The 26,768-nt window shown below is 39.5% G+C and carries 30 protein-coding genes; 11 read left to right on the top strand and 19 right to left on the bottom strand.

From position 1 onward, the window contains the following. Nucleotides 1–98 precede the first annotated feature (98 nt). Nucleotides 99–1,430, top strand: a complete 1,332-nt coding sequence (locus tag ACEO2X_RS09430; protein ID WP_371971887.1) for an ISNCY family transposase — start codon at nt 99–101, stop codon at nt 1,428–1,430. Between the two features lie 118 nt (nt 1,431–1,548). On the opposite strand, the gene ACEO2X_RS09425 is transcribed toward ACEO2X_RS09430, so the two are convergent. Further along, a complete protein-coding gene (locus ACEO2X_RS09425) occupies nt 1,549–1,998 on the bottom strand; it encodes a DUF2147 domain-containing protein (protein WP_371971885.1) in 450 nt (149 codons plus the stop codon). A 421-nt stretch (nt 1,999–2,419) separates the two neighbouring features. Between ACEO2X_RS09425 and ACEO2X_RS09420 the strand changes: the two genes are divergently transcribed. The 4 genes from ACEO2X_RS09420 (at nt 2,420) to ACEO2X_RS09405 (ending at nt 7,466) form a co-directional block, all read left to right on the top strand. Then, nucleotides 2,420–4,279 (top strand): ABC transporter ATP-binding protein, encoded by a 1,860-nt coding sequence (locus ACEO2X_RS09420; RefSeq protein WP_371971883.1) that lies wholly within the window; start codon nt 2,420–2,422, stop codon nt 4,277–4,279. A gap of 227 nt (nt 4,280–4,506) precedes the next feature. Further along, complete coding sequence (locus tag ACEO2X_RS09415; RefSeq protein ID WP_004973729.1) at nt 4,507–5,535, top strand: AraC family transcriptional regulator; 1,029 nt, start codon at nt 4,507–4,509, stop codon at nt 5,533–5,535. A gap of 71 nt (nt 5,536–5,606) precedes the next feature. Continuing rightward, nucleotides 5,607–5,981 carry a glycine cleavage system protein GcvH gene (gene gcvH / locus ACEO2X_RS09410; protein ID WP_096902550.1) on the top strand — a complete coding sequence of 125 codons (375 nt, stop codon included), beginning with the start codon at nt 5,607–5,609 and terminating at the stop codon, nt 5,979–5,981. 294 nt (nt 5,982–6,275) lie between these two features. Next, nucleotides 6,276–7,466, top strand: a complete 1,191-nt coding sequence (locus ACEO2X_RS09405) for an MFS transporter (RefSeq protein ID WP_371971881.1) — start codon at nt 6,276–6,278, stop codon at nt 7,464–7,466. A 123-nt stretch (nt 7,467–7,589) separates the two neighbouring features. Here the strand turns inward: ACEO2X_RS09405 and ACEO2X_RS09400 are convergent, their stop codons facing one another. Next, nucleotides 7,590–8,648: a 3-deoxy-7-phosphoheptulonate synthase gene (locus ACEO2X_RS09400; RefSeq protein WP_371971879.1), complete on the bottom strand. Its 1,059-nt coding sequence runs from the start codon at nt 8,646–8,648 to the stop codon at nt 7,590–7,592. A gap of 517 nt (nt 8,649–9,165) precedes the next feature. Next, on the bottom strand, nt 9,166–10,281 hold the full coding sequence (locus ACEO2X_RS09395) for an S-(hydroxymethyl)glutathione dehydrogenase/class III alcohol dehydrogenase (protein ID WP_004973720.1): 1,116 nt from the start codon (nt 10,279–10,281) through the stop codon (nt 9,166–9,168). A 237-nt stretch (nt 10,282–10,518) separates the two neighbouring features. On the opposite strand from ACEO2X_RS09395, the gene ACEO2X_RS09390 reads away from it, so the two are divergent. Next, nucleotides 10,519–12,042: a phospholipase D family protein gene (locus tag ACEO2X_RS09390; protein WP_371971886.1), complete on the top strand. Its 1,524-nt coding sequence runs from the start codon at nt 10,519–10,521 to the stop codon at nt 12,040–12,042. A gap of 77 nt (nt 12,043–12,119) precedes the next feature. Here ACEO2X_RS09390 and ACEO2X_RS09385 read toward each other — a convergent pair whose 3' ends face one another. The 8 genes from ACEO2X_RS09385 to ACEO2X_RS09350 form a co-directional block, all read right to left on the bottom strand. After that, a complete protein-coding gene (locus ACEO2X_RS09385; RefSeq protein ID WP_104851964.1) occupies nt 12,120–12,710 on the bottom strand; it encodes a uracil-DNA glycosylase family protein in 591 nt (196 codons plus the stop codon). Nucleotides 12,711–12,742: 32 nt separating this feature from the next. Next, complete coding sequence (locus ACEO2X_RS09380) at nt 12,743–13,195, bottom strand: XRE family transcriptional regulator (RefSeq protein WP_154320746.1); 453 nt, start codon at nt 13,193–13,195, stop codon at nt 12,743–12,745. Continuing rightward, nucleotides 13,192–13,335: a hypothetical protein gene (locus ACEO2X_RS09375; RefSeq protein WP_179994187.1), complete on the bottom strand. Its 144-nt coding sequence runs from the start codon at nt 13,333–13,335 to the stop codon at nt 13,192–13,194. The genes ACEO2X_RS09380 and ACEO2X_RS09375 overlap by 4 nt, the downstream gene beginning before the upstream one ends. 80 nt (nt 13,336–13,415) lie before the next feature. After that, a complete protein-coding gene (locus ACEO2X_RS09370) occupies nt 13,416–14,126 on the bottom strand; it encodes an SGNH/GDSL hydrolase family protein (RefSeq protein ID WP_004973578.1) in 711 nt (236 codons plus the stop codon). Nucleotides 14,127–14,288: 162 nt separating this feature from the next. Beyond that, complete coding sequence (locus tag ACEO2X_RS09365) at nt 14,289–15,032, bottom strand: SDR family oxidoreductase (protein WP_004973576.1); 744 nt, start codon at nt 15,030–15,032, stop codon at nt 14,289–14,291. Nucleotides 15,033–15,042: 10 nt separating this feature from the next. Next, nucleotides 15,043–15,741 (bottom strand): histidine phosphatase family protein, encoded by a 699-nt coding sequence (locus tag ACEO2X_RS09360; protein WP_004973573.1) that lies wholly within the window; start codon nt 15,739–15,741, stop codon nt 15,043–15,045. Continuing rightward, complete coding sequence (locus ACEO2X_RS09355; protein WP_179994188.1) at nt 15,738–16,859, bottom strand: phosphotransferase family protein; 1,122 nt, start codon at nt 16,857–16,859, stop codon at nt 15,738–15,740. The genes ACEO2X_RS09360 and ACEO2X_RS09355 overlap by 4 nt, the downstream gene beginning before the upstream one ends. A 130-nt stretch (nt 16,860–16,989) precedes the next feature. Beyond that, the gene (locus ACEO2X_RS09350; protein ID WP_004973568.1) at nt 16,990–18,231 is read right to left on the bottom strand and encodes an acyl-CoA dehydrogenase family protein; all 1,242 of its coding nucleotides are present in this window, start codon (nt 18,229–18,231) and stop codon (nt 16,990–16,992) included. 93 nt (nt 18,232–18,324) lie between these two features. On the opposite strand from ACEO2X_RS09350, the gene ACEO2X_RS09345 reads away from it, so the two are divergent. Beyond that, a complete protein-coding gene (locus tag ACEO2X_RS09345; RefSeq protein ID WP_371971876.1) occupies nt 18,325–19,242 on the top strand; it encodes a LysR family transcriptional regulator in 918 nt (305 codons plus the stop codon). A gap of 103 nt (nt 19,243–19,345) precedes the next feature. Here the strand turns inward: ACEO2X_RS09345 and ACEO2X_RS09340 are convergent, their stop codons facing one another. From ACEO2X_RS09340 to ACEO2X_RS09320, 5 genes are all read right to left on the bottom strand, one after another. After that, nucleotides 19,346–19,837, bottom strand: coding sequence for a hypothetical protein (locus tag ACEO2X_RS09340; protein WP_004973565.1), 492 nt, complete (start codon nt 19,835–19,837; stop codon nt 19,346–19,348). A gap of 375 nt (nt 19,838–20,212) precedes the next feature. Next, a complete protein-coding gene (locus ACEO2X_RS09335; RefSeq protein WP_353675694.1) occupies nt 20,213–20,596 on the bottom strand; it encodes a type II toxin-antitoxin system HicB family antitoxin in 384 nt (127 codons plus the stop codon). A gap of 2 nt (nt 20,597–20,598) precedes the next feature. After that, on the bottom strand, nt 20,599–20,787 hold the full coding sequence (locus ACEO2X_RS09330; protein ID WP_004973562.1) for a type II toxin-antitoxin system HicA family toxin: 189 nt from the start codon (nt 20,785–20,787) through the stop codon (nt 20,599–20,601). A gap of 132 nt (nt 20,788–20,919) precedes the next feature. Next, nucleotides 20,920–22,314, bottom strand: coding sequence for a class II fumarate hydratase (fumC, locus tag ACEO2X_RS09325; protein WP_179995488.1), 1,395 nt, complete (start codon nt 22,312–22,314; stop codon nt 20,920–20,922). Nucleotides 22,315–22,488: 174 nt separating this feature from the next. Then, nucleotides 22,489–23,493: an SDR family NAD(P)-dependent oxidoreductase gene (locus tag ACEO2X_RS09320; protein ID WP_371971874.1), complete on the bottom strand. Its 1,005-nt coding sequence runs from the start codon at nt 23,491–23,493 to the stop codon at nt 22,489–22,491. A 60-nt stretch (nt 23,494–23,553) separates the two neighbouring features. Between ACEO2X_RS09320 and tusD the strand changes: the two genes are divergently transcribed. The 4 genes from tusD to ACEO2X_RS09300 all read left to right on the top strand — a co-directional run bounded on the left by tusD (nt 23,554) and on the right by ACEO2X_RS09300 (nt 25,036). Next, nucleotides 23,554–23,922, top strand: a complete 369-nt coding sequence (tusD, locus tag ACEO2X_RS09315) for a sulfurtransferase complex subunit TusD (protein ID WP_154320742.1) — start codon at nt 23,554–23,556, stop codon at nt 23,920–23,922. Nucleotides 23,923–23,965: 43 nt separating this feature from the next. Beyond that, on the top strand, nt 23,966–24,316 hold the full coding sequence (locus tag ACEO2X_RS09310) for a hypothetical protein (protein WP_004973555.1): 351 nt from the start codon (nt 23,966–23,968) through the stop codon (nt 24,314–24,316). Between the two features lie 65 nt (nt 24,317–24,381). Then, nucleotides 24,382–24,666 carry a DsrH/TusB family sulfur metabolism protein gene (locus tag ACEO2X_RS09305; RefSeq protein ID WP_004973553.1) on the top strand — a complete coding sequence of 95 codons (285 nt, stop codon included), beginning with the start codon at nt 24,382–24,384 and terminating at the stop codon, nt 24,664–24,666. A 58-nt stretch (nt 24,667–24,724) separates the two neighbouring features. Beyond that, nucleotides 24,725–25,036 carry a TusE/DsrC/DsvC family sulfur relay protein gene (locus ACEO2X_RS09300; RefSeq protein ID WP_026438386.1) on the top strand — a complete coding sequence of 104 codons (312 nt, stop codon included), beginning with the start codon at nt 24,725–24,727 and terminating at the stop codon, nt 25,034–25,036. A gap of 31 nt (nt 25,037–25,067) precedes the next feature. Here the strand turns inward: ACEO2X_RS09300 and ACEO2X_RS09295 are convergent, their stop codons facing one another. The 3 genes from ACEO2X_RS09295 to ACEO2X_RS09285 all read right to left on the bottom strand — a co-directional run bounded on the left by ACEO2X_RS09295 (nt 25,068) and on the right by ACEO2X_RS09285 (nt 26,580). Continuing rightward, nucleotides 25,068–25,556 carry a helix-turn-helix domain-containing protein gene (locus tag ACEO2X_RS09295; protein WP_004973550.1) on the bottom strand — a complete coding sequence of 163 codons (489 nt, stop codon included), beginning with the start codon at nt 25,554–25,556 and terminating at the stop codon, nt 25,068–25,070. A 198-nt stretch (nt 25,557–25,754) separates the two neighbouring features. Then, the gene (locus tag ACEO2X_RS09290) at nt 25,755–26,213 is read right to left on the bottom strand and encodes a hypothetical protein (protein WP_026438387.1); all 459 of its coding nucleotides are present in this window, start codon (nt 26,211–26,213) and stop codon (nt 25,755–25,757) included. Next, nucleotides 26,203–26,580 carry a hypothetical protein gene (locus tag ACEO2X_RS09285; protein ID WP_096902818.1) on the bottom strand — a complete coding sequence of 126 codons (378 nt, stop codon included), beginning with the start codon at nt 26,578–26,580 and terminating at the stop codon, nt 26,203–26,205. Before ACEO2X_RS09285 ends, ACEO2X_RS09290 begins: the two co-directional genes overlap by 11 nt. Nucleotides 26,581–26,768 lie beyond the last annotated feature (188 nt).

Here is a 26,768-nt window from a genome sequence, read left to right as displayed (position 1 = left end):
GGATAATCTTTTTCAGATTCAATCAATAATTGAACCGCTCTTTCTCTGATTTCAGGGGTATATTTTGGTTTTGTCATTGGAACATTCTCTCAAGAAAGTTGGTCTCCGACAAACCCGGTACGGTTCAATTGTCGGTCTTGCAAGAAATCTGTGATCAACGCATAACCCAGTCCCAAGCTGCTCAGCTACTTCATATTTCAGAACGTCAGATCAGACGTTTATTGCAAAAATACAAAGCTCAAGGCCCAGCTGCATTAGCACATGCTGCACGTGGCCAAATCAGCAATTCCAGGCTTCCTGAAGAGCTCAGACTCAAGTGCCTCAATATTGTTTCGGATCAACTGCATGGTTTCGGACCCACTTTAGCGCATGAAAAGCTCACCACTGTTCATGGATTCGATATTTCAGTGGAAACACTGCGTTCCTGGATGATTGCAGCCGATCTGTGGATTCCTCGCGCCAAGCGCCTGAAACGCCCGTATCAGCCTCGTTATAACCGAGATTGTTATGGTGAACTGATTCAAATCGATGGCTCACACCATGACTGGTTTGAAGGACGCGCTGCTAAGTGCTGTCTGCTGGTATTTATCGATGATGCCACAGGAAAATTACAGCATTTACGCTTCTGTGAGTCGGAATCAGCATTTGACTATATGATTTCAACACGTTTGTATGTTGAGCAGCATGGTAAGCCGTTGGCGTTTTACAGTGATAAACATTCAGTCTTCAGGGTGAATCAAAGCAGCAAGAAAGACACCAAGATTACCCAGTTTGGACGCGTACTCAGTACCCTCAATATCGATATCATCTTCGCCAATTCACCACAAGCCAAAGGCCGTGTAGAACGGGCGAATAGAACGCTTCAGGACCGTCTGATTAAAGAAATGCGCCTGGAAGGCATCTGTTCGATTGAGCAAGCGAATGCCTGGCTGCCCTGCTTTATCGAGCAATTTAATCGTAAATTTGCCAATATGGCCTTTAATCCCAAGGATCTACACCGGACTGTCACTGAAACAGCCGAAGAATTAGATGATGTTTTTACCTGGCGTGAACCCCGCAGAGTCACGAACAGCCTGACGATTACTTATGATAAATGCGTATATTTACTGGAAAATACCGAAGAAAATAAAAGGTTGATCGGCAAGTATCTTGAGTTTCTGGAATACCCGGATGGCACGGTAGCCATTGAACATCAAGGAAGAAAAATCAATTACAGCATCTTCGATAAATTAAGTCAGCTCAACCAGCGAGAGGTTGTTGAGAATAAACGTTTAGGTGCTGTTCTCAATCATATTCAACAACAGCACGAAGAATTAGAACAGCAAAACAAACGCAATCGTTCTCAAAAGATGCCGAGCAGACGTGCACAGAAAACAGTAATCAAAGAACGAAATCTGAATCCTGTGCTTGACTTGGAAGTGTCTGTATAGGACATTTCTATTTGGTTATTAGGTAGGACATTTCTACTTAGGAATAACATGAATATATTAAGCAATTGATATATATGGGTTTATTTTGAGTGTTCGGTGTCTCAATTTATCTTATCATTCACAAAGTCATCGTGCTAATCGCATTCGCGCTCTTGGCTTTGCCATATACTTTCATTTGATTATTCGCCGCATTTAATTGAGCATCAATTTTATAGACATAACCATCTTTCGGATTAATCCATTGTCCTTGCGAAAATTGTTTCGGATTTGAATTTGCCACTAAGCCTTCTAATGCCTGCATGCCTTTTATGGGCTGATTCTTTAAGTTGCCTTGGCATTTACTGCATATCTCTAATTGAATTGTGCCTACCGATAACAAATTTCGAGTAATTACAGCACTATATTCCGAAGTTTTAGAGTTCTTACGAATCACAATTTCTGCAACATAATGCCCTGTATGATCATCAATGACTTTCCATGTACCAATCAATGGATCAAATGGCATGGCTTGAGCAGGAAAAATAAATCCCAAATATAGTGCAATTGCACCTAAAAAATTACGCATCATAAAAATATCAACTTAAAACCAATTTACAGCACGGTTGTGCTAAAAATGGGCGTGATTATAGCAATCAATGTTGAATTTAAATTAATTTTTTCATTAAAATTAAATGTTTATATGCTATTGGTTCGATGAAATATCATTAAAAATGTGAACCAATACGCTTTTTGTGGATGGATAATTTTTGATGTGTTGCAGCTTTATGTATAAAAGTGAATCTATAACGTGATTTTGTATGCAAATTAATCATCTATATTTCTATTTTCAACATTTGCTGTGTTATGGCGTAAACTAGACCTACAAGCTGTATCACTATAAGTTAAGAAATATTCACAGGAATGCTCTTAACTTTATCCTAAGTTTTTGTTTTTACTGTCTTAAATTTATCTATCTTTAAATTTAGGTTTAGTCATCAAGGTAACATCGTATGCTCAAGTGGTTCGAGAAACTTATAGATCCTTATCCAAATAAAGGTTTGACCGAACCCTTGCCAACCACGTTTTTTGCCTTTGTTTGGCAAGCAACTTCAGGTGTGCGCCCATATTTATTGTTATTGGTTTTATGTACTGCAGGCGCTGCCAGCTTTGAAGCTTTGCTATATGCAAAAATTGGCGATTTAGTCACATGGCTTAGTCAAAGTCAGCCAGATACTTTCCTTGCGCAACATCAGCAGAACCTTACTTTGCTGTTTTGTATTTTATTGGCCAATATCTTTTTTGCCAGTGCGCAGTCAATTGTGAAGCATCAAATGTTATACAGTGGTTTTCCAATGCGTTTGCGTTGGCGTTTCCACAATTTAATGTTGCAACAAAGTCTGGATTTTTTCCATAATGATTTTGCAGGAAGACTCTCTGCCAAAGTCATGCAAACCGCCTTAGCAGTACGTGAGTTTTGGGTCATTTTGGGCGATATGCTTGCCTATGTATTCATTTACTTTATTACGATTAGTCTGGTATTGGGCGCAATTTCTCCAATGCTCATTTTGCCGTTATTGCTATGGTTGGCTTTATTTATTCTTGCAGCAGCTTATTTTATTCCGCGTTTGAGCAAAGTATCTAATGAACAAGCCGATGCACGTGCAGTGATGACAGGACGTGTGACCGATGCTTATACCAATATCCAAACCGTAAAATTGTTTGCGCATGCAGGCCGTGAAAGCCAATACGCCAAAGCATCTATGCAAGAATTTATGGTGACGGTTTATAAACAAATGCGTTTGGGCGCTCAATATGAAATCAGCATCAATTTACTGAGCGTGGTGTTGTATGTAGGCGTTTTAGGTACTGCAATTTGGCTGTGGTTAAATGGTCGTGCAGAATTGGGGATTATTGCAGCCACCACAGCCATGATTCTTAAACTCAACAGTATTGCCGAGTTTATGATGTGGCAGACCTCTGCCCTGTTTGAAAATGTCGGCACCATTCAAGATGGTATGAAAACTCTTGGACGTCCAATTGCGATTCAAGACAAAGTCAATGCGAAGCCATTACAAGTTGCTCAAGGCGAAATTCAGTTTAAAGATGTCAGTTTTGCCTATAATAGTAAAAACGTGATTGACCAGTTTAATCTGCATATTCGTGCAGGCGAAAAAATTGGTATTGTGGGACGTTCGGGTGCAGGTAAATCGACCCTCATTCAATTGCTTTTACATTTTTATGAGCTCAAACACGGCTCAATTATGATTGATGGGCAAAATATTGAAGATGTAACCCAAGACAGTTTGCGTAAAAATATTGCACTTGTCACTCAAGATACTTCGCTATTACACCGTACTGTGGCTGAAAATATTAAATATGGTCGTCCTGACGCGACTGATGCAGAAATGTTTGAAGCTGTACGCAAAGCCAAAGCCGAAGAATTTATTCCACAATTGACCGATTTACGTGGCAAAAAAGGCTATGAAGCCTACGTGGGCGAACGGGGTGTTAAACTTTCAGGTGGACAACGTCAACGTATTGCCATTGCCCGTGTTTTCTTAAAAGATGCACCTATTTTAATTTTAGATGAAGCCACCAGTGCGCTCGACTCTGAGGTTGAAGCGGCAATTCAATCGAGCCTCGATGAACTCATGCAAGGTAAAACTGTAATCGCGATTGCACACAGACTATCTACCATTGCACAAATGGATCGTTTAATTGTGCTCGATCAAGGACGTATTGCAGAACAAGGTACGCATGATGAACTGGTGGCTATGAACGGAATTTATGCACAACTTTGGCAGCGTCAAACAGGTGGTTTTTTAATTGAACAAGATAAAATCGTAAAACCATCGACTGATAAAAATTAGCATCTCCAGCAACTTTGCTGTAACTCAGGCTTTGATGAAATGCAGATTTATCGCATATAGTCAAAGCCTGTTTTGTCTAACAATTTCCATAGAATTTCTTTAATTTTCATGCCAAGATGCAATATGTCATCTACGTTCTTATGTCGCCGTTTGGCAAACTAAGATATGCATAGATGACAGTCGCTAAGGCAAATTAAAATAAAATTAGCAAATGCAATGGAACATGCATGAAAACAATATCAGCACGTCAGGAACAAGGTGTTCCAGGGGTTTATGGCTTATTGGTTTTGGATGTTGTATCCCGTTGGGGTTATAACGCAGATACCTTATTTGCACCATTTCAACTCAATAGCGAAATGTTGGCAGACCCAGAATGTCGTATTCCTACACCTATTGCCAATGAGTTGGTTAAACATGCTTTAAAACTTACAGGCGAATCGACGCTCGGTTATCATCTTGGTACGCAAATGCGCATTTCCATTCATGGCTTTATTGGCTATGCGATTATGACTGCGCATGAAATTAGTGATGCGTTGATTTTAGCCAATCGTTTTATTCAACTGCGTATGCCCTTTTTACAATTGTTTTTCTCAACTTTTGGTGAAAAAGCCAGTCTGCAATTGCAGTGTGATATTCACATGGAACCTTTACGCACAGAAATTGCCATCGCTTTAATTATTGGCATGATTACCATGAGTAAAGCCATGACAGGTACCGAACACTTTACAGGTGAAGTCGATTTTGACTTTCCTAAACCTGCAGGTTTTGATCAGTATTTTTCGAAATTTCCTTATCATCAATTCCGTTTTGATCAGCCGTATTTAGGTTTAAGTTTTGACAAGCAATATCTAGGCTTAAAAATGATTAATGCCGATCCTATTGCCAGTCAAATTGCGATTAATCAATGTGAAGCCGAACTTTCTGCTTTAGGTGAACGTCGCCGCATTTCTATGCGAGTACGTGATATTTTAACCCACGCAGAACAGCATTATTTAAGCATTGAAAATGTTGCCGACTATCTACACATGTCCGACCGCACACTCAAACGTCAACTGGCTGCAGAAGGTACTTCATTTTCAAACTTGGTCGATGAAGTACGTTATCGGCATGCAACTTCCCTGCTTTCCCGTACAGACTACACGCTAGAGCAAATTGCCGATGAATTGGGTTATAGCGATGTGGCAAATTTTAGTCGTGCTTTTAAACGCTGGAGTGGACGCAGTCCGAGCAATTGGCGTAAAGATCCGTATTTATAAACTTTTGTTTTTAGCAAAAAGCATGTATAAAACATGGCAAAAAGATTCGATACAATTTAAGGAGTTATCAAATGAATCACCCAGCGGAATTAAAATATGCAAGAACACATGAATGGGTGCGTATTGAAGGTGATTTGGTCGTCACAGGCATTTCAGACCACGCACAAGATGCTTTAGGCGATTTGGTCTATGTAGAAGCACCTGAAGTTGGTCAAAAAGTAATTGCGGGTGAACAAGCAGGTGTGGTTGAGTCTGTTAAAACAGCTTCAGATATTCACGCCCCTGTTTCAGGCGAAGTAGTTGAAGTAAATAGCAATTTAGACGATGACCCTGACTTTGTAAATGATGAACCGTATGGCAAAGGCTGGATTTATAAAATCAAGCCAGACAATATGGCAGATGTGGAACAGCTTTTATCAAGTGCGGACTATGAATCTGGCTTATAAGCCTTAAATTTGTAGTGTTTAATCGCTCAAATTCAAAGAAATCAGCTTCGGCTGATTTTTTTTGCATTGCAATTTGCGAAATAAATAAAATTATCTTTATTTGATAAAACAATTAAAAAAATAGAATTAAAATCTAATTTTAGTTTTAATTTTATTAAATAACTATACTTTTCACATAAATGGGTTTATTATTTTTTGCATGATCTTACTGTGTGATGACTTCCAATAACAAAGCATCTGTATAACAAAGTACACATTGCACGCTACTCCACTCACCATATATAGGTTTAAGTTATGTCAGCTATAAATGTCGAACATTTATGGAATAAGTCGTTTATTCTCTGCTTATTCAATAACTTGTTCTTATTCATATTTTATTTTGCGCAAACGACAGTTTTGCCTATTTATATTGTGAATGAGTTGGGTGGTAGCTTGTCACAGGCAGGTTTAGCCATGACTTTGTTTATGTTATCTGCAATCGCGATTCGCCCATTTAGCGGTTTGATTATTGAAAAATTTGGTGTAAAGAAAACCTTATATGTTTCTGAAATCATGTTTTGTCTGTGTAGCGTGGCATACATTTTTGTAGATAGTTTACTGTTTCTACTCGTACTGCGTTTTTTACATGGGATTTGGTTCAGCATTGTCACCACAGTTACCGTCCCTATTGCCAATAACTTTATTCCAGACAGTCGCAAAGGTGAAGGTATGGGCTATTTTTTGGTGTCAGTAAATTTAGGGATTGTATTGGGACCTTTAATTGGTTTAAGTCTGATTCAAAGTGTTTCTTATGCCAGTATTTCTACCTTACTATCCGTCAGTGTTTGGGTAGGTTTCACCTTCTGTTTAATGATTCCAATTGCGACCCAAAAAGTAAAAACTGAAACAACACCTAAACGTAAATTAGGGCTTCAAGATTTTGTAGAGAAAAAAGCAATTCCTGTATCACTCATGGCGATGATGGTTTCTTTCGCGTATGCCAGTATTATGTCATTTATTTCCACCTTTGCAGAATCACGCAATATGCTGTCTTATGCGAGTTTATTCTTCGTGATATTTGCAGTTTCGATGATGATTTTGCGCCCAATTACAGGCAAAATTTATGATCGTAAAGGGGCGAGTTATGTGATTTATCCTGCAATTATATTATTTGCTTTAGGATTAATTGTCTTGAGTCAGGTACACAGTGTATTCGGTTTTATGTTGGCTGCTGCATTAATTGGTGTAGGGTTCGGGTCTGCCCAACCTTGCCTGCAAACCATTTCAATTCAACGCTCCCCTAAAGATCGTATTGGTCATGCCACATCTACGTATTTTTGTTGTTACGATATTGGTATCGCCTTAGGCGCGTTAATTCTAGGTTGGATTATTGCGGGTTATGACTATACCGCAGCGTATTTGCTCTGTGCTGTTGTGACCTTAATCAGTTTAATTTTCTATAAATTTGTTGTGGCTAAACAACCTAATGCAGATATTCAGGCTTAGTTTTTAATAGCAGCAAAAGAATTGTTATTTTAAAAACTAATCTAAGAAGAGTTGATTTTTAAATACTCTCCCACCCAAAAAACCTGAAATTTCAGGTTTTTTGGGTTTCTGGAGTTTTATTTTTTATGCAGTTTTAGCCAAAACCTGACGATTTAAGCTTTCAGCGACCTCAATAAGCAGTTGTTCAGTCTTATCCCAACCCAAGCAGCCATCGGTAACAGATTGACCATAAGTCATCTCGCAAGAAATCTTTTGATTTCCATCCACCAAATGACTTTCTAACATGATGCCACGGACTTGCGTCTGTTCACGTTCTGCCACAATGGTACGCAAGACTTGCGGCTGTTGTTGTGGGTCTTTATGGCTGTTGCCGTGACTACAGTCAATAATCAATGCAGGCAACTGCCCTTTGGCTTTTTGCTGAATTTTCTCAATTTCTACCAATTGATAATTTGGCCCTGAATTTGCACCACGTAAAATTAAATGCGCGTGCGGATTACCTTGTGAAGACAAAATAGCAGGTAACCCCGACTGGCTCATCCCCATGAATTGATGTGGATGACTTGCAGACTGAATTGCATCTAATGCAATTTGAATGGAGCCATCAGTTCCGTTTTTGAAGCCAATGCTATACGGCATGGCACTAGAAATTTCACGGTGAATTTGCGATTCACTGGTACGTGCGCCAATTGCACCCCAAGCCAGTACATCATCAAAATATCCAGTTGCCATTGGGCTTAAAATTTCAGAGGCAATCGGCAAACCCATTTCTATAATTTGTAGATACAGTTCACGTGATTTTTCTAAGCCTAATTGCATATTTGCAGAGCCATCTAAGTCTGGGTCATACAAAAAGCCTTTCCAGCCTACTGTGGTACGTGGTTTTTCGATATAGGCGCGCATCACCAAGAAAATTTGATCTGAAACTTGGCTTTGTAATTGTTTTAATTTTTCTGCATATTCGAGTGCTGCTTGCGGATCATGAATTGAACAAGGTCCTGTAATGACCAATAAGCGAGGGTCTGTGCCCGCTAAAATGTTCTGAATAATTTGTCGATGTTGTGCGACTTGTTGTTTTAGCGTAGATGAAAGTGGGAGTTGCGCTTTGAGTTGATGCGGTAAACTTAAACTAATTTCAGTATTGTTGGTCTGTTGTTGTAAAGCAGTATTTAAAGCATTCATTGGTCTGTTCCTTTGGACTGTTTCTCTTTTTTACAGTCCGATTATTTATTTCAGCGTTATGGGTCTAATGGATTGCAAGGCTTGAGTCATAGATTGACTAAAGTAAAACCAATAAAAGTTGCTAAAGTATGAATAATTAACGTTGTACATGATTAAATCTCCGAAAAACCTATAAAATTCAAAACACCAGACATAAAAAAACCTGATCAGGGTTGCCGATCAGGTATCAACTGGTGGGCAACCTTTTGCCCGAACGCGACTCAGGCAATCATTGAAACTGCCAAAAGTAATAGTAAGCGTTTGCGATTAAAGGTTGCTTTAACATCTTGTTTTCATCAAAAAATGAGCTGTTAAAATTAAAATACGCTGTATTGTTCCGTTTGGCAATCCTTTTTGTAAAATAATTTTTATTGGATGTATTTATTAAAATTAAGCTGCTGTTTTAGCGAATCCAGGGGTTAAAAAAACCAAGCCGAAGCTTGGTTTTTGTTGGGTCTTTATTTAAGCGCGTTACTCATCATTGATCAAAATGAATCACACTACGAATAGATTTACCCTCATGCATTAAATCAAAGGCTTCATTAATTTGGTCTAGCCCCATGGTGTGCGTTACAAATGGTTCGAGTTGAATATCACCCTTCATGGCTTCTTCAACCATGCCTGGCAATTGCGAACGACCTTTTACACCACCAAACGCAGTTCCTTTCCAAGTACGACCTGTCACCAATTGGAATGGACGAGTTGAAATTTCCTGACCTGCACCTGCAACACCAATAATAATGGATTGTCCCCAACCACGATGCGCACACTCCAAAGCGGAACGCATCACATTGGTATTTCCAATACATTCAAAAGAATGATCTACGCCCCAACCTGTTTTTTCAACAATGACTTCCTGAATTGGGCGGTCATAATCTTTTGGATTTAAGAATTCGGTTGCACCAAATTGTTCTGCCAATTTGAATTTCTCTGGGTTGGTATCAATGGCGATAATACGGCTGGCTTTGGCTTTATGCGCACCTTGCACAACTGCTAAACCAATACCACCTAAGCCAAATACCGCAACGGTATCGCCTTCTTGGACTTTTGCAGTATTTTTAACTGCACCTAAACCAGTTGTAACACCGCAACCTAATAAGCAAACTTGCTCATGATTGGCTTCAGGATTAATTTTTGCTAAAGATACTTCAGCAACTACCGTATATTCACTAAAGGTTGAACAGCCCATGTAGTGATAAATCGGTTGTCCATTATAAGAAAAACGTGTCGTGCCATCAGGCATTAAACCTTTACCTTGTGTCGCACGTACGGAAACGCATAGGTTGGTTTTACCAGATTTACAGAATAAACATTCGCCACATTCTGCTGTGTAAAGCGGAATCACATGATCGCCTGGTTGAACACTGGTCACACCCTCACCAACTTCAACCACAATACCTGCACCTTCATGGCCAAGAACTGCAGGGAAAACACCTTCAGGATCTTCACCCGATAAGGTAAATGCATCGGTATGGCATACCCCTGTGTGGGTAATTTTGACCAAGACTTCTCCAGCCTGCGGCGGTGCAACATCAATTTCAACAATTTCAAGCGGCTGACCTGGGCCGAATGCGACGGCTGCACGTGATTTCATGAGCAAATTATCCCTAAAAAATACATTAACAGATGATAAGGGGCTGCTGACAATTCGTCTATGTTTGCGATGTGAGAGAGATATCTCGCAAGCTATTTATAAAATATCAACAGACTCTCACAATACCCTCTTTCTATTCAGAGTTTCAAGCATTAACATGAGGATAATCTCCATGTATAAATACAGAATGACTTAAGAATAATCATGAAGATCCAAAGACCTTGTTACTGGCTTGGAATGTTGGCTTTTTTCGCTATTTTACTGACAGGATGCAGTTTACCGATGAATCAAGCGAGCAAAGATAGCCCTGTTGAGCATTATGTAGATCATTGGCTGAATGGTCAGGAAATTGATGCACATTTATCCCAAAATTTAACAGCGTATCTTTCTCTAAATGATGCCTTTAGTAGCATCGCCTCGCGTTTATATTTGATTCAAAAAGCACAGCACCATTTAGATTTACAATATTACATTTGGGAAGATGATTTAATTGGTCAGTTGATGTTGGCTGAACTGCTCAAAGCAGCAGATCGTGGTGTAAAAGTTCGTTTATTAATTGATGATCAAAATGGTACGCAACTTGATCCAACCTTAAAACGGCTTGCTCAGCATCCTAATTTTGAAATAAAAATTTTCAATCCGTACAAATATCGGCATTTTCGTGTGATGGATTATTTGTTTCGTTTTAAACAAATCAATCGCCGTATGCACAATAAACTAATTATTGCCGATGGGGCGATTGCCGTGACAGGTGGGCGTAATATTAGCCGTGAATATTTTGATGCCAGTGAAAATTTTCAATTTACTGATATGGATATTCTATTCTATGGCAGTGCTGTCCCCCAAGCCAATGCCGTGTTTTTAGAGTTTTGGAATGACGAACTAAGCTATTCAGTAAAGCAATTATTAGGCACAGGCAACGCGTTGCAATTGAGAGAATTGCGTAATCGCTATGAATTAAATGCCAAATATAAAGATAAAATTCGTGAACGTGTGGCTAACGCGCAAGAAGAAGTCAGCATCAAATTAGAACAACATCCTGTACAGTGGGTACGTGCGCATTTTGTGGCAGATTCTCCGAATAAAATTCGGGGTACAGCTCAAGGCGAGCAACTGATTTACAAACAAATGTTAAAGTTAATGGGTGAGCCCAAACAACATTTAGAACTGGTTTCTGCCTATTTTGTCCCAACAGAAGATGGTCTTAAAACACTCACTCAACTGGCTGAAAAAGGAATACAGATACGTGTATTGACCAATTCATTTTTAGCCAATGATGTGCCTTTGGTACATGCATTTTATCAGCAGTATCGCGTAGATTTACTTAAATCAGGTATTCGTTTATATGAATTTAAGCCTTATATTGAACGAAAAAAGCGTACTTGGTATGAAGTTGCAACGGGTAACGTAATTCCTGCCAAAGGCAAAAACGCCTCGAGTTTACATGCCAAATTCTTTGATATAGATGGCATGGTCTTTGTAGGTTCTTTTAACCTTGATCCTCGTTCTGCAAAATTAAATACCGAAGTTGGCTTGGTGTTAGAGTCTGAACAATTGCAAAACGATGTTTCTCAATCTTTAGACCGCTATTTGCCACAAATTGCGTATGAACTGCAATTAGACGAAAACGGTCAAATTATTTGGTTAGATCATCAGGCAGATGGCAGTATTCAAACGTATCATCATGATCCTGGAACCACACAGTTTCAGCGTTTTATGATGAAAACAGTTTCATTATTCCCTATTGAATGGATGATGTAATGACAATAGATAGACATTAATTATGGAAGCGTATTTTTCTTTCTCTGCCATCACTGTCTACAATTATTTAAAGTTACTTATAGTAAGCCTATTTCTTTAAATAAGTTAAAATACGCTTCTGCCTTTTTCTCTAAAGCTAAAGGATAGGCTCGTGAAGATGAAGGCATCCGATATAAATGCAGCTCACGCTTGGCAAAATAGCAATGTGTCGCCTGCCCAATTTGAGGTTTTTCGGCAGATTCAGGCATAGATAACATGAGTGTATCAGTCGCTTTATCGCCTGTGGTCATAATGCTTTGACATAAAGGTATCTTGCTTAAAAGTGCTGCAATATCCATTGGTTTTTCAATCTGTAAAAATTTGTCTGATGCATTGCCTTTTAAGCGAATCACCTGCTGCGCCGTATCTGAAATAGCAATGCCAGTGGTGTTTAAAAAATCAATAATTTTATGAAGATGAAAATTTTTAGCTTCTAAATCTAAAAAGTAGTTTTTATCTTGAAAAAAGCATAAGCCCAAAATTCGCCACATATCATTTTGATAATTCGGATAATAAAAATCCATTTTCCAACGGCTTTTAGGTGGTGGAAAACTCCCAAGCATTAACAGCTTGGCATTGGCTGGTAAAAAGGGTTCGAGTGGATGGGTTTCTATTTTAGAATCAGACATTTATAGATTGAACCTTTGGTCTTTAAATTAAGCTAAGACATTGCAGTACGAGCAACTTCATAATGATTTTTATGTAACTTCCCTTGATTGAATAACCATGTCGCAACTTCTGGCCAAAAATACATTGCAGATCTAGATGCAAGTCCATACATCGGACGTGGAAAGTTTCCGTCACCACGTTTATTTTGCGCATATAAAGATAATGCTTGACGAGTCATTCCAGCACGTTCAGCCATTACTGCCAAAGTTGAATAACCTTGCTCTTCTACTATCAGATCATGAAAGCCTAATGAGCGAATATTGTCTAATGCTGAGTGAATCGCTTGTTCTGCATTTTCAGCTTCACGGTCAAACTCAAGATAAATTGTATCGTTATAACTGCAAACTAATGCATCATCACAACCCGCTTCAAAGAACTTATCTTCTAGCACAGACAGATCAGAACGTGCGTCACGTACCACAACAGTAAAGTGATAGTTATTCATAGTTCATCTCTATGACATTGCTTTACTTTACGCAAGATTTGTTTTGCATGTGCTGATTTACCTGAATCGACAACATCCCAGCCGTTTTCAATCGCATATTCAATTGCTTCGCGAATATGTTTATTGGGATGTTTCTTCATATTTTCATTCTGCTTGATGATTTAATTATAATTTAGTGTTGACGATTGTTAACACTATACCATTATTTAAGTTAATTTACCTAAAACCACTCCAAAATCCTATCCGAGACTTCTTTCCCCCAAATCTGGTAAATTTCTTTACTTGGATGAAAACCATCTTTTGCCATTTCTAAATTCATGGATTGATATTTTCGAATATCATATTCAATCCACTGCATATCTTCTTGTTGTGCAATCATTTTTTCTAATTGTAAGTTCATTTGTTTTGCGTATTGTCCAAATAGCCAAGATAATGGATTGGGCAATGCGGGAAATAAATGCATTGGTGGAACCCCCGTAGCAATGATTAATTCAGGTTGGAATTTCGCTTGAATAAGTTGATAAAAATGTTGCTGTTGTTTAATCCAAGTCTGTGCCGACATTAAGCGTGTTACATCGTTGACACCAACAGAAGTAACCACAACATCATATTTTTGATTTACCAGTTTTTTCGTTTTTTGAATGACTTGTGAGGTAGTATCTCCAGACTGCGCCTCTAAACGCCAATGTACTTGGTACTGATGCTGCAAAGCAGAAATCACCGCACCTAAAAGCGCATCATTTTGATGTGCTACCCCAACGCCTGCAGCGGCAGAATCGCCTAAAATCAATAATGACAGCGTTTGCCCTTGCCCTGTAATACCTTCTCGTGCGCCTTCGGCTTCAGGCAATCGGATCGTGTTCTTTTTAACACGACTTCCCTGAATCACCAAAGCGGGAATTAAGGCAAGGGTTGCTGTTCTAAGCCACATCACATTTCACTCTTAAATACGAAAACCGAAAATACAAATTTTAAACCCAAACAAAAGTAGAGACTCAAATATAAAAATAGCATCGTGTCATTTAAAGTGATTGCATTCATCATCAGCTTTAAATTTCAGGATGCTATTCAAATACTATGATATCGCTGCTATTTAGCCGAGTTTATTGACCAATTTTAATGGTAAAACTTTCATAGCTAAGCCCAATGGCAACCATGGCCATTTAGGTACATAGGCTTTAATTGGCGCTTTTTCAATTTCTGCAGCAAGTAAGCGTGAACCTGTTTTTTCATCAACTTCAAAAGGCAGTTTTTTTGCACCTTCGTTGATTTCGGTACGAATATAACCAGGGAAAATAGTCGTAACTTGAATAGGTGTATCAATTAATTCTGCACGAATTCCTTCTGCTAAATGTGCTACTGCAGCTTTACTTGCACCGTAAGCAGTAAGATGTTTTGGCATACCACGAATGGCACTCATAGATGAAATCATCACCAAATGCCCTGAGTTTTGCTCACGGAAAATTTCAACCGCGGCTTCACACTGCGCCAAAGCTGAAATAAAGTTGGTTTCTACTGTGGCTTTGTTGATGGCAAAATTACCTTTACCAATGCGACGTCCTTCGCCCACGCCTGCATTGACAATAATGCGGTCAATTTGTCCAAAATCTTGTTTAAATTCACGAAACACCTGAAACACCTGATCATAATTGGTGACATCCAGCGTTTTTGCAATAACACGAATACCAAACTGGCTTTCCAGTTCTTGTTTCAGCGTTTCCAAACGCTCTAAACGTCGGGCGCAAATTGCAAGGTTATAACCCATTTGAGCAAATTCACGTGCCATACCCGCACCAATACCTGAACTTGCACCTGTAATTAGAATTGTTTTTGTCATGGTTTGATCCTTAAATCCAAGTCAATAAATTTGAGTTTTCAGCTTTAATAAAATGATGTTCATTCAAGCTTAACAGTTGTGGTTCACTGCCGACCAAACGTAAAGTGGTGATACTTGAGTTAGTAATTGCCCAGTTCAATGCAAAGGTTTTATTGGGCGTTAAGCCTAAAATTTTACCTGCAGCCACAGAAATCACACCACCAGAAGTAAATACCACAGCATATCGTGGTTGTTTTTGGGCTAAGTCATCACATAAATGCTGCAATGCATCTTCGACACGCTGTTTAAAATGCGGCCAAGATTCTTCATATTCATGGTGATATTCACCGCCCGTCCAGCGTTCTATCGCACCTTCAAAAATTTTTGCCAAATATGCACGAGGATTGACCTCTTTGGCGACATCTTCTTTCATCAATTCAGGTTGATTAAAACGCGGTTCATACTGCGCGAAAACCTGTTGATGATTAAACTCGTTCCATGCACTGTCGGTATGAATTTCGACCTCAGGAAAACATTCTGCCAAAGCCAGTTGTGCAGTTTGCTGATGGCGCTGCATTGAACCAGCCACCACATAGGGTGCTTCTTTTAAAATGCGATCAAAATAACGTCCGAGCAATTTGGCTTGTAACTCACCATTAGGCGAAAGTTGATCATAACTTTCTGCCCCAAAAGATGCTTGCCCATGACGAATTAAATAAATGGTGGTCATTTCGGCATCAATTCCTTAAATTTGGCGATATATTTTTGTGCTAGTTCATTTGCTTCCAGTTTTTGTAAACCAATTAACTTTAAGGCACGAATATGCAAAGCATGAATGACAATCCAGAAATCCTTAAATGCAGGATTATTGGTTTGCTTGTGGAAATAACGATAATAAATTTGCTGGGCGATCACCGCTAAACGGAAAATTCCAAACACTTCATAGAATGTCCAGTTATCGGTGCTCAAGCCTGTTTTTTGCAAATAATAGTCCACCACTTGCTGACGTGTGAACATGCCTTTTAAGTGCGTTGGTTGACGACGGGTGGCTTTAAAAATTTGATTATCGGTATCTTCAACCCAATATGCCAAAGCCGAGCCTAAATCCATGAGTGGATCGCCCAGTGTTGCCATTTCCCAGTCCAAAACGCCAATCACTTGAGTCGGATGTTTCGGGTCTAAAATCACATTATCAAAACGCCAGTCGTTATGAATAATGCAGGTTTTTGAATCTACAGGAATATGGTCTAACAACCATTTACGCACATATTTAAAAGATGGCACGTTGATGGTATGTGCTTTGGCATAGCGTGCATCCCAACCTTCTACCTGACGTCGGCAATAACCATCACCTTTCCCTAATTTTTCTAGCTCAGTTCCTGCATAAGGTACTTGATGCAGCTCAATCAGTTTATCAATGACATTTACACAAAGTTCATGTACTTGAGTTTCGCTAAAATCAAGCTCTGGTGGCAATTTTGCACGTGGGATAATGCCTTCAATACGTTGCATCACGTAAAAATCGCAGCCAATTACAGCTTCATCCTGACACAACGCCACCATTTCAGGTAACACAGGATAAAACGGGGCTAAATTCTTTTGCACATGATATTCACGCGCCATGTCATGTGCAGATTTAGCTTTAGTACCTTTGGGCGGACGACGCAAAATTAAATCAGCATTGCTGTACTTAAGGCGATATGTCCAGTTCGATGCACCGCCTGAATATTGTGTGACTTCTACAGGTTCTACGACATCGACATTTTGTTGTTTTAACCATGCTGTCACTGCCTGAATATCGAGTTCTTCGCCTTCGCGTACTGTGCCGCCTACATCAATAACTGACATTATTTTTCCCTAATTTTCCAATTTTTTTAATCTAACATATATTTTCTGTGTTCTCTTGAGATGTATCGGCAATATCAGAAATATTGCCGAATACACTACCAAGCGACACAATAAAAAATTCGCAACTGACTTATTTTTTGCGGCTGCTACGATAACCACGTTTAGCCAACTCAAGTTTGGCAATCATGCCTTTGTGTACTTCGTCTGGTCCATCGGCAAGACGTAAACTACGCGCTTGGGCAAAGAAACCTGTCAACGGTGTATCTCTAGATACGCCTGCACCACCATGAATCTGCATCGCCATATCAACTACTTTTTCCAAGACACTTGGTGCAACCACTTTAATGGCAGAAATTTCGGTAAGTGCTGCCATATTGCCTAAAGTATCCATTTTATAGGCTGCATAGAGAGTTAATAAACGTGCTTGGTCAATCGCCACACGTGCTTCCGCTACACGCTCCAAATTGCCACCGAGTTTCAGAATTTCCTTGCCAAATGCGGTACGACTCATGCCACGGTCAATCATCAACTCCAAAGATTTTTCGGCTGCACCAATACAACGCATACAATGGTGAATACGCCCCGGACCTAAACGACCTTGTGCAATTTCAAAACCTTGTCCTGCACCGCCAATAAAGTTGGCAACAGGCACACGCACGTTATCAAAACTGACTTCGCCATGACCGTGTGGCGCGTCGTAATCACCAAATACAGGTAACATGCGTTGAATTTTAACGCCCGCAGTATCCACAGGGACTAAAACCATAGAGTGTTGATGATGACGGTCTTTGGTTTCATCGGGTGTATGCGCCATAAAAATAATAATTTTGGCATTTGGATCGCCCAAACCTGAAGACCACCATTTACGACCATTCAAGACAATTTCATCGCCGTCTACGACTGCTGTTGCCTGCATATTGGTCGCATCACTTGAAGCCACTGCAGGTTCAGTCATACAAAACACAGAACGAATTTTACCTTCAAGCAGCGGTGTCAGCCATTCTGCCTTTTGTGCTTCAGAACCATAGCGCCATAAAACTTCCATGTTGCCGCTGTCGGGTGCATTACAGTTAAATACGGTTGGCGCAATCAAACTGCGTCCACTCAACTCTGCAATGTGTGCATATTCTTGTACCGACAAACCTTGTCCTAATTCTGGACAAGGTAAAAACATATTCCATAAACCTGCAGCTTTGGCTTTGGCTTTTAATTGTTCTAATTGTGCTGGCCATTGCCATTTAGTCCAGTCACCACCCTGATTTAATTCGTGAACTTCTGCCCAGAATTCAGCTTCAATCGGCTCAATTTCTTTGGCAATAAAGGCTTTGGTACGTTCTATATAGTCTTTGGCGCGTGCAGATAGCTCAAACATGGTTCAAATCCCTTAAAATATTGTATTCATTGCTTTACAACACCTTAACTTGAAAACTAATATGAACAAAATGATTTAATTCAATAAAACACTATGAATCATGTTCATAACAATGCAAAAGTTGATCTTGCCGTTTTTCATCGTTTAGACATCAATTTATACCCGATGTTTGTTGCAATTTATGAGCAGCGCAGTATTTCCAAAGCTGCACAAATTTTGTGTATTAGCCAATCTGCCGCCAGTCATGCTTTGCAGCGTTTAAGACAACATTTACAAGATGATTTACTGGTGCGAAGTGGCAATAAAATGCTGCCTACGCCTTTTGCCGAGCAAATTTATCCGACTATTAAAAATGCCTTGTTGGCGATTCAAAGTATTGCAATACAGAAACAGCAATTTGAGCCGAATATGTTGCAATCGCTCAAAATTGCTATCCATGATGAAATTGAACCGATTATTTTTCCTAAATTGGTGGCGCATTTTCAAAAGTTGAACTTGGATATTCAATTTCTGAGCCACAAATTAGACCGCAAAACGGTTTTGGCAGATTTAGCAACACAACAAATTGATTTTGTAATTGATTTAGAACAAAACTTTGGCGATAAAATTCAGTTTCAATCCTTAGTTCAAGACCAATTTGTGGTCTGTAGTTCACAACAAGAAATGAATACTGCACTTTATTTATCTTCTGCACATATTGGGGTTTCATCACGGCGTACAGGTATGTTGTTAGAAGATATTTATTTGCATCAAAAGCAATTATCACGGCAGGTTTTTTTACGTTGTCAGCATTATTCTACGGCGTTACAGATTTTACAGCAGCATCCTCAAGCGATACTGACTATTCCAAAAATGATTTTAAAGCATTTAAATATGAGCCAAAAATTGAATATTTTTGATGTGCCTGTAGACTTGCCTTTAATTAATATGGGGATGTATTGGCATAAAGATTTACAGGAAAATTCAAGACATTATTTTTTAAGAGAGGAAATTTCTAAAATTTTTGCTTAGGCTATTTGGGGTTGATCTGGATTCGCAAGTGGTTGCTAATCGTCTTGTATGATTCTATAAAAAATAAAAGCCGCCGAGGCAGCTTTTTAATATGGGTTTGTTCTTAAAACTTCGCTTCCAAAACTTTTGTAGATACTTTGCCTTTCCATAAATCACGCAAAATTGGCAAATAGAACTTTTCACCTACTTCTACCAATTCTGCATCAATTAAGGCATGTGTTTCATGCATAAATAAATAATCTAGCTCTACAGTTTGTAATTGTTGTTGGGCTTTGGCGAAGTCTTTACGTTTTTGTTGGGCTTGTTTCACCAATTGATCTGCAAATGTCTTGCCTTTGAACTGACTGAGCGCATTTAAACGTAATTCAATTACGCCCCACCCACTGAGCAACAACTTAAATAATTCTAAATCTGCAGTGGTCGATTCCCACGTCATTTCTTCCAGATTTTCATTTTCAGGCAATACAGGTAGTAAAAGCTCCATTACACTTGGAAAAATCTTTTTAAAATTCAAGATAAATTTAACAGGCTGCTCACCCGGGTAATCTTTAAATTGCACGTGTTGCTGAACATCTGTTAAATAAATTGAGAGCATTGAAAATTTCCGTAGTTAAGATATTGAGTTGCTTATAAAAAAATTAAATTTTGCAAAATAAATGCAAAACTTTAGCAAAACAGTATTTTGAAGTATTGCGTATTCTAGCAATTATGGCAGCTTAATCAATGTAAGTTGAATAAGGAACGGACATAAAAGAAAGCATCTAAAAGTGGTTAATGCGACTAAATGACGGGTTTTGAACTATTACATTTAGATAGCACCTTGTAGCAGCCTATTCTGCCGTTATGCAAATTATGTCTTTACACCAACACATAAATTTAAAATCGTATTAGGATGAATTACCCCTCTACATTCAAATTAGGTGCAATAGAAAACCCAGCATTTAGGCTGGGTTTAGTATATTTTACTTGATTAATGCAACGCCATTTCCGCGCTTTTAGCTAAGAATGCCGAACGGCTTAAATGTTGTTTTTTTGCAACAGCATCAATACGTTTCACTAAAGCTTCTGGCATGCTGATATTAATACGAATAGACTTTGTATTTACTTTTGTTGTATCAATATCAACTAACAACCAAAACCCCCCCTCAAATCGCTCATCACCTAACCATTGCTCTGGGCTTGATGGTTCTGGTAACGGAATATCTTCACCATCAAAGTGAACTTCAACCGCTTCCTGTGCCATGCGCTGAATATCTTGCATCTCATCTGCTGCGCTAAAGCATCCATCAAAGTCAGGAAAGGTTAAACCGTATGCGCTATCTTGATCTTTGTGAACATATACTGGATATAACATTTTTACCTCCACTCCCAACCAGCCTGTTTATATATATTGCGTAGAGTTCCTATTGGCATATCTTTACGTGGATGTGGTACCACAACATGTCCAGGCTTTTCAGGATGCTTATACTTTTCATGGTCGCCTTTACCACCCACTTTGTACCAGCCTTCCTGCTCAAGACGCTTAATAATGTCTTTGCTGTTCATTGTGTAATTATACACAACATAATTTTAATAAGAAAGAATACTTCAAAGTTTCACTGATTTTTATAAACAAAGTCTGTGTTTATCTGTCATCTTGAGCAGACAAACACAGACCTTGAATTTGTTTAAAACTGATTACTTGGTATTCGGTGCAATCATTTGTTCAGGACGTACCACTTCATCAAACTGCTCTGCTGTGACCAAATTCAGCTCTACTGCAACTTGCTTTAAGGTTTTATTTTCCTTATAAGCTGTTTTAGCCACCTTCGCTGCATTCTCATAACCAATTACAGGATTCAAAGCGGTCACTAACATGAGTGAATCATGCAAAAAGTGATCTATTTTTTCACGGTTTGCTTGAATGCCAACGGCACAATGCTCATTAAAGCTATTGCAGGCATCACCCAAGAGTTGAATAGATTGCAATAAGTTATATGCAATTACTGGCATAAATACATTCAGCTCAAAATTGCCCGATGCACCTGCCACGTTAATCGTGGTGTCATTGCCCAATACCTGTGCAACTACCATGGTCATCGCTTCGCTTTGTGTTGGATTAACCTTACCCGGCATAATACTTGAACCAGGTTCATTTTCTGGAATACGCAACTCACCAAAACCACAACGCGGGCCACTGGCTAACCAGCGAATATCATTGGCAATTTTATTTAAACTCACCGCCAAAGTTTTTAATGCACCCGAAGCAAATACTGCAGCATCACGCCCTGCCAAAGCCTCAAACTTATTTGGTGCAGTCACAAAAGCTAAGCCTGTAAGCTGTGCCAATTGCTCCGCTGCCTGTACCGCATAATCAGGATGTGCATTTAAGCCTGTACCGACTGCTGTACCACCAAGCGGCAACTCATACAAGCCTGTTAAAGCCTGTTCCAAACGCTTTAAACTATGATCTAATTGAGATACATAGCCACTAAATTCCTGCCCTAAAGTTAATGGCGTTGCATCTTGTAAATGTGTACGTCCAATTTTGACAATTTCAGAAAATTCTTCACTTTTGGCATGCAACGTATCACGCAAACCCTTTACTGCAGGAATGAGCAGTTCATTAATTTGCAAACTCGCTGCTACATGAATTGCAGTTGGAAAAGAATCATTGGTCGATTGGGCACGATTGACATGATCATTCGGATGTACAGGCTTTTGCGCACCTAAAGGATTCCCCAGTTTTTGATTGGCGATATTGGCAATCACTTCATTGCAGTTCATGTTACTTTGCGTACCCGAACCTGTTTGCCACACCACCAAAGGAAATTGGCTATCCCACTGCCCTGCAATGACTTCATCTGCTGCACCGACAATGTATTGCGCCAACTCTTGCGGGATTTGCCCTAAGTTTGCATTGGTGATTGCCGCAGCTTTTTTAACCAAACCCATAGCGCGAATCATGGCGCGTGGTAAACGCTCATTGCCAATTTTGAAATTTTGTAAGCTACGCTGAGTTTGTGCGCCCCAAAGCGCGTCATTCGGAACTTCAACTTCACCCATGGTGTCATGTTCAATACGTGTTTGCATGTTCAGCCTCATTCCCTCGTGATTTCGTTATGATGTCATGTATTCTTATATTGATCTTATAAAAACCAGACAATCAAGTAAATGATAATTATTATCAATAATTCCGTTGCATTGTATCTGTTTCAGCTATGAGGCTTCGTGAATCGCCTTTCAACGAATTTTATAGCGCTGCTTTTAATGCTTGAGCGTATTTTGATAAAAATGCCATTCATCTTCTAGCATTTTTTCCAGACTACGTTTTGGCTGCCAGTGTAAATACTGTTGTGCTTTATCTACGACTGCACCCAACTGATCCAACTCAGGATATTCATAATGAATTGCAGGAACTGTAGCAATCTCAGTGTCAGTCACTTCACTAATACGTGCAAGTAATTGCTGAATTGAAACCACTTCTCCTGCAATATTAAAGGCTTCACAGCTATGTGTTTGCTGAAATAACCAATGCAGACTTGCGATTACGGCTTCACAGGCATCGAGTACGTGTACAAAGCTGCGTTCTGCGGTTTGATCTGCAGTATTGGCTTGCTGACGTAGCTCAATCGCTTCACGCTGCTGTACTGCGACTTGCATCGCCAAAGGAATAATATTTTTAGGTAATGGAGCAACGACTTCGCCTAAAATACCGTGTTCAAACGCGCCAGCAATATTACTCAAGCGCAAAATAGCGATATTCCATTCATTGTCGGTTCTAAAAGTATCTTGGATGATTTCTTCAACCATCTGCTGAGATTTTACATACGGATTGGCATAGGTGTAATTAAAGCTCTGGCTTTCTTCCAGACTCAATCCCGACTTACCATAGACCGCGATACTTGAAAGATGCACCAAACGACGCACGCCTGTACGTTGCATAGAACGCAATAAACTCATAATACAACTGACGTTATCGTTATAATATTCCAGTGGTTTAAGCACCGATTCTTCTAAAGATTTAAACCCTGCACAATGCACCACCGCAGTAATCGAATATTGTTCAAAGACTTTGTTCAGCGCAGGCGTGTTTCTTACATCTAATTTGGCAAAAGGCACATAACGCCCTGCAATATATTCAAGTCGCTCTAAGGTCTGCATACTTGCATTGGATAAATTATCTACAATAATGACCTCTTGCCCTTGAGCCATTAGGCTTAATGTAATGTGTGAGCCTATAAAGCCTAAACCACCAGTCACTAAAATCATTTATACTACCTTTTTTATAAAGTCTGAATGCGCCTTGGCACATTGCATTAGTGAATTTTGATGAGCACCTTATTACTAATAACCTCCGCACCAACCTCTATTCATGCATGGCATGCACTCGGTCTTGCTCAAGCCTTACAACAGAAAAATGAGGCTTTTCGTGTGTTTTTTTATCAAGATGGCGTTGCTGTAGCGAATGAGTTGCAATGGGTACCCGATGATCAACGCAACCTCAAAACAGAATGGCAAAAATTGTCTATTCGTTTACCCGTATGTGTAAGTGCCGCACTGGCACGTGGTATTAGCGATGCAGACAATGCCAAACGCCATCAACTGAGCCAACACAATTTAGCCGCAGGCTTTGAATTGGTTGGCTTGGGCGAACTGGCCGATGCAGTGCAAAGCACAGAACGCCTGATTCAATTTTAAGCGATTCATTTTGTAAATCTGTTGCATTTAAAAGGTAAATTGTGTGAAAACTGTACTCGTGGTTTTACGTCAGGCCAATTTAAACAGCTTACAAGTGCATGAAAGCTTGTCTGCAACAATGGTACTGGCAACTTTTGGTTGTGAAGTCAAAGTGTTATTACAAGATGCGGCATTAAGCCTATTACAGTCGGAACTGGCATTTGATTCACTAAAACATGCTTTTAAAGTGGCATCCAATTTGGTCGATAGCTTTGAGTTTTATGACCTCAGCCCAATTTTGATTGAAAATAAACATGCTAACTCGCCGTTTATCAAAAATACGGTACATGAAATTGAATGGGTGGAACTGAATCGGGAGCTGATTCAAACCTTTGATCGGGTTTTATATTGGTAGGTTGATCGGTGGTTTAACAATCTGATTGATCATTTGACCATATCTAAACATCTAAAGAGAAAAGCATGTCTGACGCAAATTTATATTTAATCCAAGCGAGCTTTGATAGCACCGCAACAATTTTAGCAGAGCTAAATGCCTTGTATGCTCCGCAAGACAGCGTTGTACTTATGGGTGATGCGGTATTGCATCAGCAACATCCACTCTGTGCCCAGCTAGACAAAATATATGTACTGGAAAATGATGCAGAAATATTGAATGGTCATTTGGCGGAAAATGTACAGCCGATTAATTATGCAGCTTTTGCAACGCTGTGTTTAGCACATCAGCGCTGTATCAGCTTAAAATAGCAAGCCGTAATGATATGAAACCAATGCAAAGCATTTTTAAGGGTGAATGAAACAAGAGATGACACTAGAATTAGATCAAGATGGACATTTGCTGGATTACACTGTCTGGAATGAACAAGTGGCGCAAGAATTGGCGCAAAGTTTAGAGCTTGAACTCACAGCTTGGCATTTTGAAGTTTTGCACGCTGTACGCCAATTTTATCAGCAATTTGGACACTCACCTGCAACCCGTCCTTTAATCAAATTTTTAATGAAAACTGTAAGCCCAGAGATTAACAACGCTGTTTTGCAGGAAAAATTTAATACAGGTTTGGTGGCACGGCATTTAAGTCGTTTAGCGGGTATTCCTAAACCAGCCAACTGCTTATAGACAAACTGTTGCTGATTAATACAGCACTGATTTAGGCTTGTTTTAAATTCTGCTGTGCTTGGATGTACTGATAATACACTGGGGTAAAATGTGGTTTTACTTGCTTGGCATGCAGTTCTTCACCACATTCCGAACATACCACGACAGGTTGAAACGTCTTAGCACAATTTTTATGGATGTATTCCACAGGCTTACCTAAACCTTGATCCATCCATTTATCTGCCCAATTTGCCATAGACAGCATTAAGGGATAAAGCTCCAAGCCCTTCTCTGTCAATTTATATTCAAAACGTTCTTGGCGCTCTACATAAGGCACTTTGACTAAAATTTCATGTTCCACCAAACGCTTTAAACGATCTGACAATACATGCCGCGTTACGCCCAAATGTTGTTGAAAATCATCAAAGCGACGCATGCCCATAAAGGCATTACGAATAATCAGCATCGTCCAACGGTCACCAATCACCGACAAGGTTCGTGCAATCGAACAAGGCTGCTCGCCAATTTCATCCCATTTCATCTATGTCGCCTATCCCTCAGTTCACTACCTGCAAGTTAAAAGATTCTACAGTCTTTGCAAAGTTAGTTTTGCATGAAAATTGATAAAAAATGAAGTATGACTTCACAATCTGCTTAAAAGGAATCCCCAGTTTTTGGGGTTTTATACGCCTGCATCTTCAATCTTTAAATTTGCTATTCACTTATAAGGCAGATCACACTATTTAGATGTAGCTCCTGCACAAAAAACTTGTTCAGTCATACCTGAAGCCGTGAAACTGTTGTGCTGCTGTTCTAAATAACGCTTTGCCACCATTAACATCACGGGTGCAGGATACAAGTTTGGATTGTACTCGGAAATTTCAGCAATATTTTTATAGGCGTGATAGCGTGCACAAAATGCCTGTTTTTGTTGTTCTGCCGTTGCTTGGCTCGTAGGATCATCCAATATTTTTTTGCTGTCATTCACAATTTGCGTGTATTGATTTAACAAATCTTGATATTGTGTTTGGGTCAACCCATTGGCTGTATGTGGAATTGTAATAGGTGTAGATGATGCTTCAAGTGCCAACTGCTGCGCTTGAATACCTTGTGCCATTACGCTCAGACTTTGCAGTCCAAGCATAATGCTCACCGATATTTTTGCCATGTTCGACATGCGCATAAGCTTAAGACTCATCGCCTTCTTTCCAGACATCTTCATAGTCATCAGCATCAATCATAAAGCGGTAGCCTTGTTCTAAAGCCAGATATGGAAGCACGTCAGGCAAAATATCTTGCAACTCGCGCACAGGCATGGTTTCAAAGTTCACTTCATCTTCACCCAATTCACCGCCATAAATGTACCACGCGACTTTTTCTTCACCTTCTGGCGCTTTACGCAAGCCCACAATTGGGTCTTTATTTAAAGTCTGGACTGCAACTGCGACAACATCATCGCCACTCACTGCAATATAGGCTGAACCAAATTCTTCACAGAGCAGTTTTTGTTCTTCTATCAATTCTGCCAAGGCTGAGTTTTTTTGCTTTTGCTGTGGTTTAGACATGACAATTCTCTAAGATAAGCTGTGAGTATTCTAACGAGATTGTACGGATAGAGAATCTTTATTTTTATCCACTGGAGCGAAAAACCTCGTGGTTCAGCACGAGGATATAAGCGACTGGAGTAAACCATATGAACGACACGAAATGTCGTTTTAAATACTTGTACTATAGTCACTATTAAGAAAAATAC

Origin of the sequence: Acinetobacter sp. AL9 (genome assembly GCF_041464035.1) — a bacterium.
GTDB lineage: Bacteria > Pseudomonadota > Gammaproteobacteria > Pseudomonadales > Moraxellaceae > Acinetobacter > Acinetobacter towneri.
This window is presented reverse-complemented; position numbering and strand designations above follow the sequence as displayed.